At 73.7% G+C, this 14,473-nt stretch carries 10 protein-coding genes and 1 riboswitch; of the genes, 4 read left to right on the top strand and 6 right to left on the bottom strand.

Features of this window, described 5'->3' with window-relative positions:
* Positions 1–405 precede the first annotated feature (405 nt).
* Positions 406–1,398 (bottom strand): DUF3048 domain-containing protein, encoded by a 993-nt coding sequence (locus AC0682_RS26075; RefSeq protein WP_478535453.1) that lies wholly within the window; start codon positions 1,396–1,398, stop codon positions 406–408.
* A 268-nt stretch (positions 1,399–1,666) separates the two neighbouring features.
* Here AC0682_RS26075 and AC0682_RS26070 point away from each other — a divergent pair, with 268 nt between their 5' ends.
* Positions 1,667–2,131 (top strand): hypothetical protein, encoded by a 465-nt coding sequence (locus AC0682_RS26070; RefSeq protein WP_478535452.1) that lies wholly within the window; start codon positions 1,667–1,669, stop codon positions 2,129–2,131.
* A 301-nt stretch (positions 2,132–2,432) separates the two neighbouring features.
* On the top strand, positions 2,433–3,506 hold the full coding sequence (locus tag AC0682_RS26065) for a M23 family metallopeptidase (RefSeq protein WP_478535451.1): 1,074 nt from the start codon (positions 2,433–2,435) through the stop codon (positions 3,504–3,506).
* Positions 3,507–3,695: 189 nt separating this feature from the next.
* Here the strand turns inward: AC0682_RS26065 and AC0682_RS26060 are convergent, their stop codons facing one another.
* The 5 genes from AC0682_RS26060 to AC0682_RS26040 are packed head-to-tail and all read right to left on the bottom strand — an operon-like array spanning position 3,696 to position 11,151.
* Positions 3,696–4,532 carry an ECF transporter S component gene (locus AC0682_RS26060; RefSeq protein ID WP_478535449.1) on the bottom strand — a complete coding sequence of 279 codons (837 nt, stop codon included), beginning with the start codon at positions 4,530–4,532 and terminating at the stop codon, positions 3,696–3,698.
* Entirely contained in the window at positions 4,529–6,202 is a 1,674-nt protein-coding gene (locus AC0682_RS26055; protein ID WP_478535448.1) for an ABC transporter ATP-binding protein, read from the bottom strand. The genes AC0682_RS26060 and AC0682_RS26055 overlap by 4 nt, the downstream gene beginning before the upstream one ends.
* Positions 6,199–7,389 (bottom strand): energy-coupling factor transporter transmembrane component T, encoded by a 1,191-nt coding sequence (locus AC0682_RS26050; RefSeq protein WP_254813133.1) that lies wholly within the window; start codon positions 7,387–7,389, stop codon positions 6,199–6,201. The genes AC0682_RS26055 and AC0682_RS26050 overlap by 4 nt, the downstream gene beginning before the upstream one ends.
* Positions 7,390–7,396: 7 nt before the next feature.
* A complete protein-coding gene (locus AC0682_RS26045) occupies positions 7,397–8,350 on the bottom strand; it encodes a hypothetical protein (RefSeq protein ID WP_478535445.1) in 954 nt (317 codons plus the stop codon).
* Entirely contained in the window at positions 8,347–11,151 is a 2,805-nt protein-coding gene (locus AC0682_RS26040; RefSeq protein ID WP_478535454.1) for a prenyltransferase/squalene oxidase repeat-containing protein, read from the bottom strand. Before AC0682_RS26040 ends, AC0682_RS26045 begins: the two co-directional genes overlap by 4 nt.
* A gap of 365 nt (positions 11,152–11,516) precedes the next feature.
* Positions 11,517–11,592, top strand: a riboswitch (cobalamin riboswitch).
* A 120-nt stretch (positions 11,593–11,712) separates the two neighbouring features.
* Between AC0682_RS26040 and AC0682_RS26035 the strand changes: the two genes are divergently transcribed.
* Positions 11,713–13,140 carry a hypothetical protein gene (locus AC0682_RS26035; RefSeq protein WP_478535444.1) on the top strand — a complete coding sequence of 476 codons (1,428 nt, stop codon included), beginning with the start codon at positions 11,713–11,715 and terminating at the stop codon, positions 13,138–13,140.
* 189 nt (positions 13,141–13,329) lie between these two features.
* Complete coding sequence (locus tag AC0682_RS26030) at positions 13,330–14,403, top strand: chitinase (protein WP_478535443.1); 1,074 nt, start codon at positions 13,330–13,332, stop codon at positions 14,401–14,403.
* Positions 14,404–14,473 lie beyond the last annotated feature (70 nt).

Below are 14,473 nucleotides of genomic sequence, written 5' to 3'. Positions count from 1 at the left end.
GGGGGAGACTGGGATGCGGGCGCGGGGGGGTGGGGGGGTGAGGGGAAGGTGAGGGGGGCGAGAGGGGGGGGGGGGGGGGCGGGCCGCCCCCCCCCCCCCCCCCCTCCCCCCCCCCCCCGACGAGGGGGACGTGCCCCCGTCAGGGAGTAAGCACCCGTGTCAGCAGGTGGTTCCCCTCGACCTCGACGCCGCAAAGGGCGCGCGGTGTCCAGGACGTACACGCCGCTGACCAGGGAGAAGTGCCCCAGGCCCTGGTGACCGACCCTGAGCCGTCCGCTTCCCGGCAGCACGGGCGTGATGGGGGAGGACCCCGGATCGCCCTGGCGGATCAGTTGCGGCGTCCGGCGGCAGCGTGACGCCTGCCGACCAGGGGCCGGAGCCGGACCGCACCCCTTCCCCGGGCGGTCAGCGGGCCTCGTACACGACCCACAGCGGCCCTTCGGCCAGGTCGATCCGCTGACCGTCCGGGGTGGTGAACCGGGTGTCCGCGTCCGCCGCGGGCCGGTCCCACCGGGCCTCGTACGCCTTGCCGTCGCGCAGGACGTGCGCGGTCCCCGAACCCACGGTCTCGGTGAACGGGGTGTTGTTCCCGGACCGGTCACCGAAGGCGGACGGACGTACGGTCACCTCCTGCACGATCACCGTGGCGGCCCCCAGCCGCTCGCCCTCGCTCGTCCGGGCGGGGGAGCCGTCCATCGCGATCAGCCACCGCTCCTGCTCGGCGGACCAGGTGAAGGTGGTGCGCGCGGACGGGAAGCGGACCGTACGGCGCTCCTCGGCGCTCCCGCCGGACGGCGCAGGGCCGAACCGCAGTCCCAGTGCCTCCGCGGCGTGGCTGCCCGGGGCGACGTACGGAATCCGCTCCGCCCGCAGATAGAGGTTGTGCGGGGCAGGCCGCTCGGGCCCCCGGAAGTACGCCCTGGGCGCGACGGACGGCGGTACGGCGTCGAGCGGCGCCTGCTCGATGGCCGGGAGCAGCCTGCTCTGCGCCCCGGAGAAGGCGAGCACCGGCCGGTCGAACTGGCGCAGCAGCTCCAGATCGGTCTCCCGGGCGCTGCGGACCGGGCCGATGACCGGCGGCACCTCGGAGGAGTAGACCGCGAGGAGCCGGCTGAGCCCGGCCTCCACCTGCTCGACGTAGACGACGTCCGCCCGGTCGAGCCCGGTCTGCGGCCGGGCCGGCCCCACGTTGTCGATCTTCACCGCGAGCACCTTCGCGTCCTCACCCGTACCGGACGGAGGGCTGCTGCGGGGATCCGGCTCCGCACCGCCCCCGCCCGTGCAACCGGCCGCCAGGAGGGCGAGCAGGAGCGCGGCGATCAGCGCGAGGGCCGAGGTCTTCGGCCGGTGGGTCGCGGACGTGCGGGGGTGCGCGGGCCTTCGGGGGGCTACGGACATGGCGACGACCGTCCTTCCGGGGCACCGGCCGGCCGTCCCGGCGGAGCGTGGCCGTGTCGGGCCCCTCATCCATCATCACGCGTCCGGCCGGTTCGCGGTTGCTCCCACGCCCCCTGCACGGCTCCCGCAGGCCGCCCCGGCCGGGATGGCCGGAACCGCACGGTGCCGCGCCCTCGATTCCGCTTCCGGTGGCAGCGTTCGCTCTCTACGGTGGCACCGTGACGGGATACGTGCCCGTACGGTGACGGGTGAGGCAGAGGGGGGTCCGGTGGAAGCCGAGCTGACGGCGCTGGCGGCATCAGGCGCGACGGCCTTCGTGGGGCTGATGGCGACCGAGGCGTGGAACCAGGTGCGGGGCAGGGTGGCCCGGTTCCTGGCGCGGGGCGAGGACGGCGAGGACAGCGCGACCGTCGACGCGGAGCTGGAGGAGTCCCGCGCGGCGCTGATGGCGGCGCGCCGCAGCGGAGACGAGGACGGTACCGCGGACGTGACCGCCGAGTGGCGGATCAGGCTCCGCCGGGCCCTGCGCGACAACCCGGAGGCCGCGCGGGAGCTTCGGGAACTGCTGGACGAGCTGGCGCCCCACCAGGCCGCCGCCCCGACCGTCACGGTGAACAACAACGTCAACGGGGGCACCTACTACAGCCCGGTGATCCAGGGGCACGACATCTCGGGGCTGACCTTCCACGGCGGGGGAGCGGTGAGTTCCCGGCCGGAGCCGGGGGCGGGCTGACGGCCCCGGGGCCTGGTCGTCCGCTCCGGCCCCGAGCCTCGATTGAGCGCGGGTCCGGCCGACCGAGCGTGTGAGCGTCTTGACCGAACAGCTTGGAGATGGCCTGTTCTCGCTGGTTGACGCGCGTTGACCCGAGGCGTCAATCTTTGACAGGTGCACGCCAAGTAGTGCGGAGGGGTTGGTGCGCCGACCCCGCCGTCAAGAGTTCCGGCGCCACCTCCAGCCGCCACGGCCGGGCCGGCCCGCCGCGTCCGTCCCCGGCCCGTCCCCCGGCTCCTCCCACGCGAAAGGAAGACCGCCCGTGTTCTCCGGACTGTCCATAAGAAGCACCGTCGCCGCCCTGGCCGTCACGGGGCTTCTCGCTGTCGCCCCTGTGGCATCGGCCGCCGACGACGCCTCCACGGCCGCGACCTCCGCCGACGTCGTCGTCACGATGCCGTCCGCTGTCGAGGACCGACTGGGCGCCGACCGCGAGAAGCTGATCGACGCCGTCTCCGCGAACGTCCTGGCGCGGTCCCGCGACGCCGCGGACCTCACCCCGAAGGCGGCCGTCGCCAGGCTCGCCGACGACGGCCGCAAGCTGGTCGTCGACGTACGGACCGTCGCCGACGGCTGGGCCCGGGGCGTCGCCTACGTCGAGGCCTCCCGCGCGCGGCACGGTGAACCGGAGGGCTGGCTGTTCATCGCGCACCGGCAGAACGGTCGATGGGTCCCGGGCCTGGAGGGAGACCGCGCGTTCGCCGCGTACGTGTCCCGGTCCCCGCTGGTGAGCGAGGCGGAGCGGCGGAACATGACGGCGTACGCGGAGCGCAGGACCGAGCCGCGCCCGGCCGGGGCGGCGGAGGCCGGAGTCCTGGCCAACACCAACGGCCTGCTGCTGCCCTGGATGCCCGACTACTACATGACCCTCACCGGCGGCCCCCACGCCCACGACGGCGGGTCCGGCTACTGGAGCGCCCTCGACTTCGCCGGGGGCAACGCGAGCGGACTGGTCCGTTCGTCACGCGAGGGTACGGCGACCTCGATGTGCGGTGCCGGGGGCGGCTGGACCCGGGTCATCCACCCGGGTGGCTTCTCCACGGACTACTACCACATGCGGAACGCCACCTACTACAACGGGACGTCGATCGCCCGGAGCGCGCTGCTCGGCACCATCGGCACCGACACCTGTGCCGGCGGCTCCGCGACCGGCGCGCATGTGCACTGGAGCCTGCGCACGTACGACGCCGACTACAACGGTCAGTACACGTGGTTGAACGGCCGCACCATCGGCGGCTGGGCGTGGTGGAACGGTTCCGGCCAGTACTCCGGCTGCGGCACCCGGCTCGGCGTCACGGCCTGCCCCGGTACGGCGATCTACAACCGGACGAGCTGACCACCGGACGAGCCGGCCGCCGCGTCAGCGGCTCGGGCCCACCGGGCGGTGGTCCTGGGTGCCGTCCGGCGTGGTGGCGGACGGTCCCCGCGCCCTGGCTCCCGGGATGGTCCCACGGGCCCAGGGCAGGCGGGCCCGTCCGGCGAGGTGCTCCGTCGGCCCGGGTGCCCCGGGGTGTCCCGCCCGCCCCTACCGCTTCCGCTCCGCCTTCGGCCCCGCGAACCGCACCGGCGCCCGGAAACGCGCCCTGCGGGCGGCCCGGCGGAACGTGGTGAGGACGGCCGGGCCGGCCAGGGTGATGCAGATGAAGTTGGTGACCGCCCGGCCCGTGTCCCAGCCGAGCGAGGTCGCCACGTCGAAGGCGAGATAGCGCTGCCACTGCTCGGTGAAGGGGAGACCGGGAAGATAGGCGATGGAGCTGTTCGGGTCCACGGAGAACGGCCAGAAGGACAGGTTCAGCAGAAAGCCGAAGAGGTAGCCGGAGAGTGAGCCGTAGACCGCGAGCATCATCACCTCGCGGCGGCCCGTGGCGCGGGGCAGCAGCCCCGCGAGCATCCCGACGAACGCGCACCCGAACATCTGGTAGGGCATCCACGGCCCGACCCCGCCGGTGATCAGGGCGGAGGCGAACAGCGAGGTGCAGCCCAGGGTGAAGCCGAACCCCGGACCGTAGACCCGGCCCGCCAGGACCAGCACGAAGAACACCGTCTCGATGCCCGCCGTGCCCGCGCCGAGCGGACGCAGCGCCGCGTTGACGGCGGAGAGCACCCCCAGCATCGCCAGGGCCTTGGAGTTGATGCCGCCCTCGGAGATCTCGGAGATCACCACGCACAGGACGAGCACCAGCAGAACCCCGAAGATCAGCGGTGGGGCGTAGTCGGCCCCCAGCCTGCCCGGGGCGACCAGGAACGGCCAGAAGAAGGCGACCAGGCCGAGGAAGGCCGCCAGGGCGATGACGATCCCGGCGCGCGGACCGATCCGGATGGCACCCGCCGACCGCTCGGTGAGCGGCAAAGGCTCCGTCATGCGCCTGTCTCCTCTCCCTGGAGCACGGACGTCACTTGATCGACCGTCAAGTACGGGAGCGGCGCCAGGATCTTCGCCACCTGCGGACCGAAGACCGGCGAGGCGACGATCACCTCCGTGGTCGGACCGTCCGCGACGATGTCGCCCTCGGCCATCACGACCACCCGGTCCGCCGCCCGTGCCGCGAACTCCACGTCATGGGTGGAGATCACCACCGACCGGCCCTCGGCGGCCAGTTCGTCCACCATCGCGACGAGCTGGGTCTTCGCCCGGTAGTCCAGGCCCCGCGTCGGCTCGTCCAGCAGCAGCACCCGGGGCGCCGCCGTCAGCTGGATGGCGAGCACCAGCGCCAGCTTCTGGCCCTCGGAGAGATCGCGCGGATGGGTGGCGCCGTCGATGCCGGGCGCCAGCCGGTCCAGGATCGCGCGGGCGCAGAGCCCACCGCCCTCCCCGGCCGCCGACTCGCGGTCCGCCTGGTCGAGTTCCTGCTCGACGCTCTCCAGGTAGAGCAGATCGGTCGGGGTCTGCGGGACGAGGCCGACGAGCCGCCTGGCCTCGGCGGCGGACAGCGACGTGGGGTCGCCGCCCTTGGGGCGGCCTTTGCGCTCGTCCTTGTCTCCCGAACCAACCCTGACCGTACCGGACTTGCGCGGCCCCGACCCCTGGAGCGCCCACAGCAGCGACGACTTGCCCGAACCGTTGCGGCCCATCAGGGCGGTGATCTCGCCGCCCCGCAGATCGAGGTCCACCTCGCGCACCGCCGCCACACCCCGGTATGCCACCGTGACCCCGCGCGCCGTGAGCAGCGCCGGGCCCGTGGGCCCCGGCACCGGGCGGACGGGTGGCGGGGGAGCGGAGGCCGCCAGAGCGGCGCGCAGCGGGGCGGCGGCCCGGCGGGCGTCCCGTACGGAGAGCGGCAGCGGTGACCAGTGGGCGGCCCGGCCCAGCTCCACGATGGGCGGCGCGATCGACGACGTGGTGAAGATGTCCGCCGGGGCGCCCGAGACCACGAGCCCGTTGCCGGGGAGGTGGATGACCCGGTCCGCGTACTGCACCACCCGCTCCAGGCGGTGTTCGGCCAGCAGCACCGTGACCCCGAGGTCGTGGACCAGACGGGTCACGGCGGCCAGTACCTCTTCCGCCGCCGTCGGGTCGAGCGCCGAGGTGGGCTCGTCCAGGACCAGGACGCGGGGGTGCGCGGTGAGGACCGAGCCGATGGCGACCCGCTGCTGCTGGCCGCCGGAGAGTTCGTACAGCGCCCGGTGGCGCAGATCCGCCAGCCCGAGCAGATCGAGGGTCTCCTCCACCCGCTTGCGCATCACCGCCGGGGAGATCGCCAACTGCTCCATGGAGTAGGCGAGTTCCTCCTCCACCGTGTCCGTCACGAAACCGTCCAGCGGGTCCTGCCCGACCACGCCGACCACATCGGCCAGTTCGCGCGGCGGATGGTCGGCCGTGGTGCGGCCGTCGACGGTGACCGTGCCGTAGAGCGTGCCGCCCGTGAAGTGCGGCACCAGCCCGTTGACCGCGCCGAGCAGCGTCGACTTGCCGACCCCCGTGTGCCCCACCACCAGGCAGAGTTCACCCTCCTCGACGGTGAGGTCCACCTCCCGCAGGACCGGCTCGTCGGCCCCGTCGTACTCCACGGTGACCTGGTCGAAGGTGATCATGCGGCTTCCTCGGTGCGCGGTGCGGAGACGTACGGGACGGGCTTGGCCGGGGGCGGCGCCAGGAACCCGGCCGCCCCGGCGAGCAGGATGGCGGCGGCCGGGACGGGCGGCAGCGTCGGCCAGGTGAGCGGGTAGTAGCTGGGGTTGAGCGCGGCCGGGTCGTACCCCACGTCGGCGAAGAGCAGCACCGCCGAGAGCACCCCGCACCCCGCCACCGCCCACTCCGCGAACCGCCAGGGATCGGGCCGGTACGTCGTCCGTGTCACCCGGCGCCCGCCGAGCCGCAGCCCCGCCAGGCAGAGCACGGAGCCGGCCGCCAGCGCGGGCAGCCCGAGCAGCTTCGGCGCGGTCGGGTCGAGGAGCCCGTACGCCCCGGCGCAGAGCCCGCACATGCCTGCCAGCATCAGCGCCCCGGTGAGCCGCCGCGAACCGCGCGTCGCCGAACCCGCCCGCCCGTACCCCCGCGAATCCATCGCCGCGGCCAGCCGGAGCGAGCGCTCCAACGCGTCCTCCAGCACGGGTACGACGATGCCCCGCAGCGCCTTGAGCCCCTTGTTGCGGCCCGCACGCAGCCGACGGGCGCGCGAGACCCGCTGCACGCTCTGCACCAACTGCGGCGCCACGCTGATCGATACGGTGACGGCGACCCCCAACTCGTACAGCGCACCGGGCAGTACGCGCAGTGCCCGCTTTGGGTTGGCGAGGGTGTTCGCCGCGCCGATGCAGCAGAGCATGCAGGCGAGCCGGAGTCCGTCCGTGGCGGCCGACAGCAGTGCCTCCAGCGAGACCGGGCCGCCGAGTTGGATCCCCGCGTACCAGTCCGGGGTGGGAATGCGGGGGAGGGAGAAGAGATGGTGGTCGGTCGGCCGCATCCCCGTGGCGAAGACGGCCCGGAAGATCACCCGGATCGCGACGACCGTCAGCGCCAGATACAGGTAGTACGTGAACCCCCGTGCCCAGGGGGCCTCGGTCCGCCGCACGGTGATGACGTAACCGAGCACGGCGATGACCAGGAAGAGCAGCAGCGGGTTGTTGGTCCGGCTGACGGCGGTGGCCAGGGCGAGCGCCCAGATCCACCAGGCCAGGGGATGAAGGGTGCGTGGCAGCCGTCTGCCGCCGGTGTCCGGCCCTGAGGCGCACACCGGCGCACCCGCTTTCGCGGCCTTCCCGGCGGCGGTACGGGTCACGCGGACGTCACTCCGCACGGCGGCGGCGCTTGGCGGCGAAGACGGCCGCGCCGCCGATCACCACCACCAGACCGGCCGTCGCCGCGAGCGGCACCGCCGACCCCGAGTCGTGCGCCGCGTCCGGCGCCGGGGCTGCGTCCACCACCTTCGCGTCCCCGCCCGGCGCCGCCACGACCACACCCGGCGAGGCGGAGGGGACGGCGGAGACACTGGGGGAGGGTGACGGAGAATCGGAAGGGGGCGGCGCCGGGGAGGTACTGGCGGAGGGGGACGGGGGAGCGGTCGCCGGGGGCGCGGCGGACGGCGGTGGAGCCGCCGGGGCGCCACCGCCGGGCTGCTCCGTCGTCCTTACGGGATCGGGCTGCGGCTGCGGCTGCGGCGGGGGCTGCGGGGCCGGGTCGCCGCCCGTGGGGTGGGTGTTGTGGGCGCGCAGCTGGTTCGGTGTGAGCGTCGGGCGGCCCTTCGTGCCCCCGATGTCCGTCCCGCCGAAGATCCACAGATCCACGCTGCCGGGCTTGGGCCGGTAGCTCATGGCGCCCAGCTGGCTGTACTCCCAGGTGTTCTGCCCGGGGTCGGCGTGCCAGTACGACCAGTAGGCGGAGGCGGGCGGGGTGAGGACGCAGTCCTCCTCCTGGGGAGTCGGGTACTGCTCGCCGCCCCGGTGGCCGCTGTAGCCGATGCGGCAGATGAACGCCGGCCCGTCGTGCCCGGTGCCGGTCGTCCGCCAGCCGCCCTGGTTGAGCAGCTCGTAGCCCGTCGTCGGCGTCGTACCGCAGGAGCGGTAGACGGGGCCGCCCCAGTGACTGAAGTCCACGGCCAGCACGACACCCGACGACGTCGTGCACTGCCCGATCGGCCGGGCGGCCGCTGCCGCCGGGGCGGCGGGCGCGAGAAGCGCCGTGCCCGCCAGCCCCAGCGTGGCCACGGCATGGCCGACGGCCCGGCGAAGGCGGGACCTCACAGCTCACCGCCCACGGCCGTACGCCGGTTGCGGGCGGCCACGACCGCGCCCCAGCCCGCCAGGACGAGAACGACGGCCGCCGCAGCGGGGCCGAGCGCCCGGCCGCCGGTCGACGCGAGGCCGCCGCCACCGCCTCCGTTGCCGCCGCCCGGACCGTTGGTGTCCACGGTGCCCGGCCCGCCCGCGGAGCCCGCGCTGTCGCCCGGCGTGACGATGACCGGGGCGGAGGCGGAGGAGGACGGCACCGGATTCGGGGTCGTACCTTCCAGGGAGCGGGTCAGCACACCGAACGAGATGCCCGTCGAACCGCCCACCGCCTGCGTGGAGGCGCGCAGGTCGGAGCCGCGCTGGCCCTCCTTGGCCACGTTGAAGCCGCCGTCCGCGTTCTGCTGCGAGGCCAGGAACTCACGCGCCTTCGCGATCTGCGCGCCGTACCTCCCGGCGTCCAGGGAGAGGCCCTGCACGGCGAGGGCCGCCGAGTTGACCGAGTTGCCCGCCGCGCCCGGGAAGCCGCCGTCCGGCAGTTGCTGGGCGGCGATCCAGGCCAGCGCCCGGTCCACGGCTCCCGCGTGCGTGTCGCCGGGGACCAGGTCCAGGGCCATCGCCGCCATCGCGGTGGAGTCGACGTCCGCGTCACCGGTGGGCGGGACCAGGCTGGGCCAGGCTCCCGTGGCGGTGTGCTGGAGCCCGGCCAGATAGCCGATCGGGGCCTCGGCCGCCTTGGCCTCGTCCGCCCGCAGCTGGGCGATGACCCCGAGGGACTGGCCGAAGACGGACATCGCGTGGGCGTAGGCGCCCTTGCCGGCACAACTACGGTCCGGTTGCCGGCTCTTGGCGGTGCAGACCGCGTCGGCCAGACCGGCGATCAGGTCCTTGCCGCCGAAGTTGCGAGGGTCGCGTCCGACGGCCTGGGCGAGGACCGCCGCCTTGCCCATCGAACCGCCCATCGCGTGGGCGGAGCCGACGTTGGTCCAGTGGTGGACCGTGCGGGCTTCGCCGTCCTTGCCGCCCCGGTCCAGGAAGTCCACGACCGTGCGCAGGGCGTCGTTGTCGTGGCCGGTCGCGGCGAGCGCGAAGGCGCCGTCGATGGTGAGGCCGAAGTCGGCCCGGGTGGTGGACCCGCCCGCCGCGTAGAAGCGGCCCTGCTGGAGGTTGGCGGGGCTGGTGAGGTAGGCGACGGCCTTCTTCAGGTCCGGGCCGTCCCCGGCGGGCGGGGGCGTCGTGGGCGGCGCGGTGGTGGGCGGGGTCGTCGGGGGAGTGGTCGGCGGGTCGGTGGGCTCGGGGGCCTTCGTGGTCAGCGTGACCAGGCTGGTGCCGGTGCCCGCCAGCACGGCGGGGGCCGTCGCGTAGAGCGCGCCGGACTCGGCCCCCTCGTCGAACCCGAATCCCCCGTCGGCCAGTTGCTCCCGGGACAGCCACCAGACCGCCGCGTCGGCCACCCGCGCCTCACCGAGCGCGCGCAGTGCCTGCGCCGCGTAGGCGGTCGCCGCCACGGACCCGGTGGTGGCACCGTTGTACGGGGCGAACGCGCCGCTCCTGAGCTGCGTCTTCTTCAGGTACGCGACCATCTTGGCCACGGCCGCGTCGTGGCCGCCCGCCTCGTCCAGCACCTGGGCCACCAGGCCCGTGGTCATCGGGTCGCCGTCGCAGTGCTCGCCGGGACCGATGAGGATGCTGGTCACCGAGCCGTCCTCGCAGACCAGTTGGGTCAGCCGGGCCACCGTCCCGGCGGGCGGCACCATCCCGCCGCGCAGCAGCGCCAGCACGGCCAGTGCCTGCCCGTCACCGTAGGCGGCGCCCCGGAAGTCGCCCTTCGCCGTGCACCCCGGGGCGGGGCCCGACGCGCAGACGTTCTTCTCCAGGTCGCCCAGCAGATCGCGCCCGCCGAAGGCGCGCGAGTCGCCCTCGGTGACCGCCGCGACCAGCGCCAGCCGGGCCGCCGCGGCGGCGTCCGGCGCCTCCGTGGGGCCCGCCGGGTAGGCGTACTCGGTGGCGCCGGAGGCCAGCTCGGCCACCACCTTGTCCAGGGCCGGGCTCTTCCCCCCGGCGGCGGCCAGCGCGTACGCGGCCTCCGTGGTCAGGAAGTAGTCCGGGGTCTCGGAGCCCTCGTCCACCACATGGGAGCCGTCGTGCAGCTGCTCCGACACCCAGCGGGCGGCGGCCGGGACGTCGATCCTCCCGACCGGAACGCCCGGCCCGTCCGTCGGCGTGGGCGTGGGGCTCGGGACCGCGCCCCCGCCCGCGCGGACGTCGTCCGGGGTGAAGGTGGGCCGGCCGGTGGAGCCGCCGACGTCGGTGCCGCCGAACACCCAGGCGTCCACGTCGCCCGCCTCGGGCTTGCGGTCCATGGCGCCGAGCGGGCTGTAGGACCAGGTGGACTGGCCGGGCGAGGCGATCCAGTACGACCAGTAGGCGGTGGCCTGCGGGGTGAGGACGCAGTCCTCGGCGGCCGGAGTCGGGTACCGCGTACCGGAGTTGAAGGAGTCCGTGCCGATGCGGCAGATGAAGCCCTCCCCGTCGTGCTGGGTGCCCTCGGTGGTGAACCCGCCGTCGCGCAGCAGCTCGTACCCGGTGGTCGGGGTGGTGTCGCAGCCGCGCACCACCCCGCCGCCGAACGGGCCGAAGTCCACGGCCACGACGGCACCGCGCGTCGGCGTGCACGGCTCGATGCTGTCGGCGGCCGCCGGGGCGGCACCGGTGACGAAGGTGAGGCCCGCGGCGAAGGTCATCGCCGCCGCCGAGAACAGCGACAGGAGTCTTCGCCCGGCCGCGCGCCGGTCATGTTGCTGTGCGGTCCCCACCACGGCCCCTCGTGTCGTCCGGGCGGCCCGTGCGTGGCGGAAGGCTCCCCGGCGACGCGGCCGCGCAAGGGGCCGCCCCCAGGGAGCTGTTCGAACCACGCCGTAGTCCGCGACGGCGTTTCTCGCTGACGTTCCAGGCCCCAGGCATTCCGGCTCGCCCGCGCGGTGGCGGGCCTACGGTTGCGGGTCAGCGCCGGATTCCGACCGGCTTCCCCTGAGGCTGAGTGTTTATGAGGCGGATTGGAACACGCTCTCGAAGAGACCGTCAAGGCGCTGACGTCTCTTCGCCTTCGCGCCCGCCGTACGTTTCCGGCCATGCCTGGCGCGCCCCTGCCTCCTCGGGTAGCGTCCTGGCCTGCCACGAGGGGGAACCCGGTGCGAATCCGGGGCTGACGCGCAGCGGTGTGGGACGGCAGGGGCCGCTCCCGAGCCCGAATGCCCTGCTGGCAGCTGTACCAGCGAAGCCGTACCCACGCGTTCGGGCGTCGGCCACCCACCTCTGCCCCGCGCGTGGACGCGGGGCGGGCGGTGCCGTGCGCCCCTCACTCCAGGAGCAGGCACATGCCCCGTTCTCTCACCTCCCGCACCTCTCGTACGTCCCGCCGCATCGCCCTCGTGGTTCCCGCCGCCCTGGGGGCCTTCGCCCTCACCGCGCTCCCGGCCGCCGCGACCTCCACCCCCGCCCAGATCGCCACCTCGAAGACCAACGGTGTGGCGTATCTCAAGTCCCTCCAGGCCGCCGACGGTTCGTACGCCGGTTCCGGGCTCTCCAACGAGTGGGCCTTCAGCGCGTTCGCCGCCGCCGGGACGGCCGCCGTGGACGTGGCGCCCGGCGGCGACACCACGAAGAACGCCCGTACCGTCTACCGCAATCTGCTCGCCACTCCCGGCTGGCCCTCCGCCACCCCGGTCGTCACCGACTACGAGCGCGGCGCCCTCAACGCGTATGCCGCCGGGATCGACCCGGCGCGCGTCTCCGCCTCGCGCAACCTCGTCGCCGACATCTACGGCTACTGGCAGAACGCCGAGGCCGGCTACTTCGGCCCCGCCGCCAACTACAACGGCACGGTCTTCGCCGCCCTCGCGCTGAGCGGCGCCAGAACCCAGGCGGGCGCCCAGCGCGTGCCGCAGGCGCTCGTGGACAAGATCGTCACCCGGATCCGGGCCAACCAGCACGACGACGGCGGCTGGACCTATGCCAAGGCCGAGGGCAACCCGACCGAGCTGGCCAAGCCGGGCGACATCGACATGACGGGCGCCTCGATGGCCGCGCTCTGCTCCTCCGGGGTCCCCAACACCGACCCCGACATCGTCCGGGCCAAGGCGTTCCTGAAGAGCAAGCTGGTCAACGCCTCCGGCGCCTTCAACGCCCTGTACGGCATCAACACCAGCTCCAACGGCTGGGCCGTCTCCGGTCTCAACGCCTGCGGCATCAACCCGCAGACCGGCGACTTCCTCACCTCCATGGGCAGGACCCCGATCGACTTCCTGATCGCCAACCAGTTCAATCCGGCCGGCGGCTTCAAGTACCAGCCCTCGGACACCAGCCCCTCCGCCTACTCCTCCACCGACGCCCTGCGCGCCGTCGCGGGAGGCGGCTTCACCGCCGCCCCGCCCGCCCCGGTCACCTCCGGAGCGCCCACCTGGGTCGCGGCGAGCGGCTTCACCTCCGGTACGGCGACGAAGCTGGCGCTCACCGTGGACGACGGGACCGGCACCCTGAAGGTCTGCAACGTGGCCTTCACTCCCACCGGCACGACGACCGACCTCGGCACGGTCCTGGCCGCCGCGTCGGCCGCCTCCACCCCGGCCGGGTGTGTCGCCTCCGTGGTCCCCGCCTCCGGGACGGGAGCGATCACCTCGGTCAACGGCAAGGCCAACGCCGGTTCGGCGACCTGGAAGGTGTCCGTCGACGGCTCGGCGTTCGCCGGTGCCACCCGTGACAAGGTGATCGGCGTGGGCGACACGATCGCGCTGCGCTACTCCTGACCCGGACCGGTTCCCACCCCGCCGCGGTGGGCTTCCGCCACTCCCGCCACCGCGCCGGGGGCTTGGTCCAGACCTCTTGACCGTAGGTCTGGACCATTCTACGGTTTGACGGGGTCACGACATAGGGCGGGGTCGGGCGAACCTCTCGTCCGGCCGGCGGCGGTCCCGGGCAGGAAGGACATACGGATCATGAGCCGTACCTCACGGCTGCTGGGCCTCGGCCTGGCCGCGGCGCTCGTCGTGCCGATGCTGGTCGCAGCCGCCCCGGCGAAGACCACCGAGACCCCCTCGGAGGCCGCTGCCGCCGAGACCTGCGCGGTCAAGTCCAAGCCCACGGGCAAGGTGCTCCACGGGTACTGGGAGAACTGGGACGGCGCCGCCAACGGCGTGCACCCGCCGCTCGGCTGGATCCCCATCACGGACTCCCGTATCACCCAGCACGGCTACAACGTCGTCAACGCGGCCTTCCCCGTCATCCGCTCCGACGGCACCGTCCTCTGGGAGGACGGCATGGACAACACCGTCAAGGTCGCCACTCCCGCGGAGATGTGCCAGGCCAAGGCCTCCGGGCTCACCCTCCTCCTGTCGATCGGCGGCGCGACCGCCGGGATCGACCTCAGCTCCAGCGCGGTCGCCGACCGGTTCGTCGCGACCGTCGTCCCGATCCTGAAGAAGTACAACTTCGACGGCATCGACATCGACATCGAGACCGGCCTCGTCGGCACCGGCAACATCAACCAGCTCTCCCCGTCGCAGGCCAACCTCATCCGCATCATCGACGGCGTCCTCGCCGCCATGCCGTCGAACTTCGGCCTCACCATGGCCCCCGAGACGGCGTACGTCACCGGCGGCAGCGTGGTCTACGGCTCGATCTGGGGCGCGTACCTGCCCGTCATCAAGAAGTACGCCGACAACGGCCGGCTCTGGTGGCTGAACATGCAGTACTACAACGGCAGCATGTACGGCTGCTCCGGCGACTCCTACTCCGCCGGTACGGTGGCCGGTTTCGTCGCCCAGACGGACTGCCTGAACCGGGGGCTCGTCATCCAGGGCACCACCATCAAGGTCCCCTACGACAAGCAGGTCCCGGGCCTGCCCGCCCAGCCCGGCGCGGGCGGCGGCCACATGTCCCCCTCCCTCGTCTCCCAGGCCTGGAACCACTACAACGGCTCCCTCAAGGGCCTGATGACCTGGTCCATCAACTGGGACGGCTCCCGGAACTGGACCTTCGGCGACAACGTGAAGGCGCTCCAGGGCCGTTGATCCCCGCACTCCCCGCCGTGCCGCGCCCCCGGTCCACCCGGCCGGGGGCACGGTGCGTCCGGGGGCCGCG

The organism is Streptomyces sp. NPDC043746, from assembly GCF_056436485.1.
Note: the sequence above shows the minus strand (reverse complement) of the source record. Positions and strands in the feature narration are given on the sequence as shown.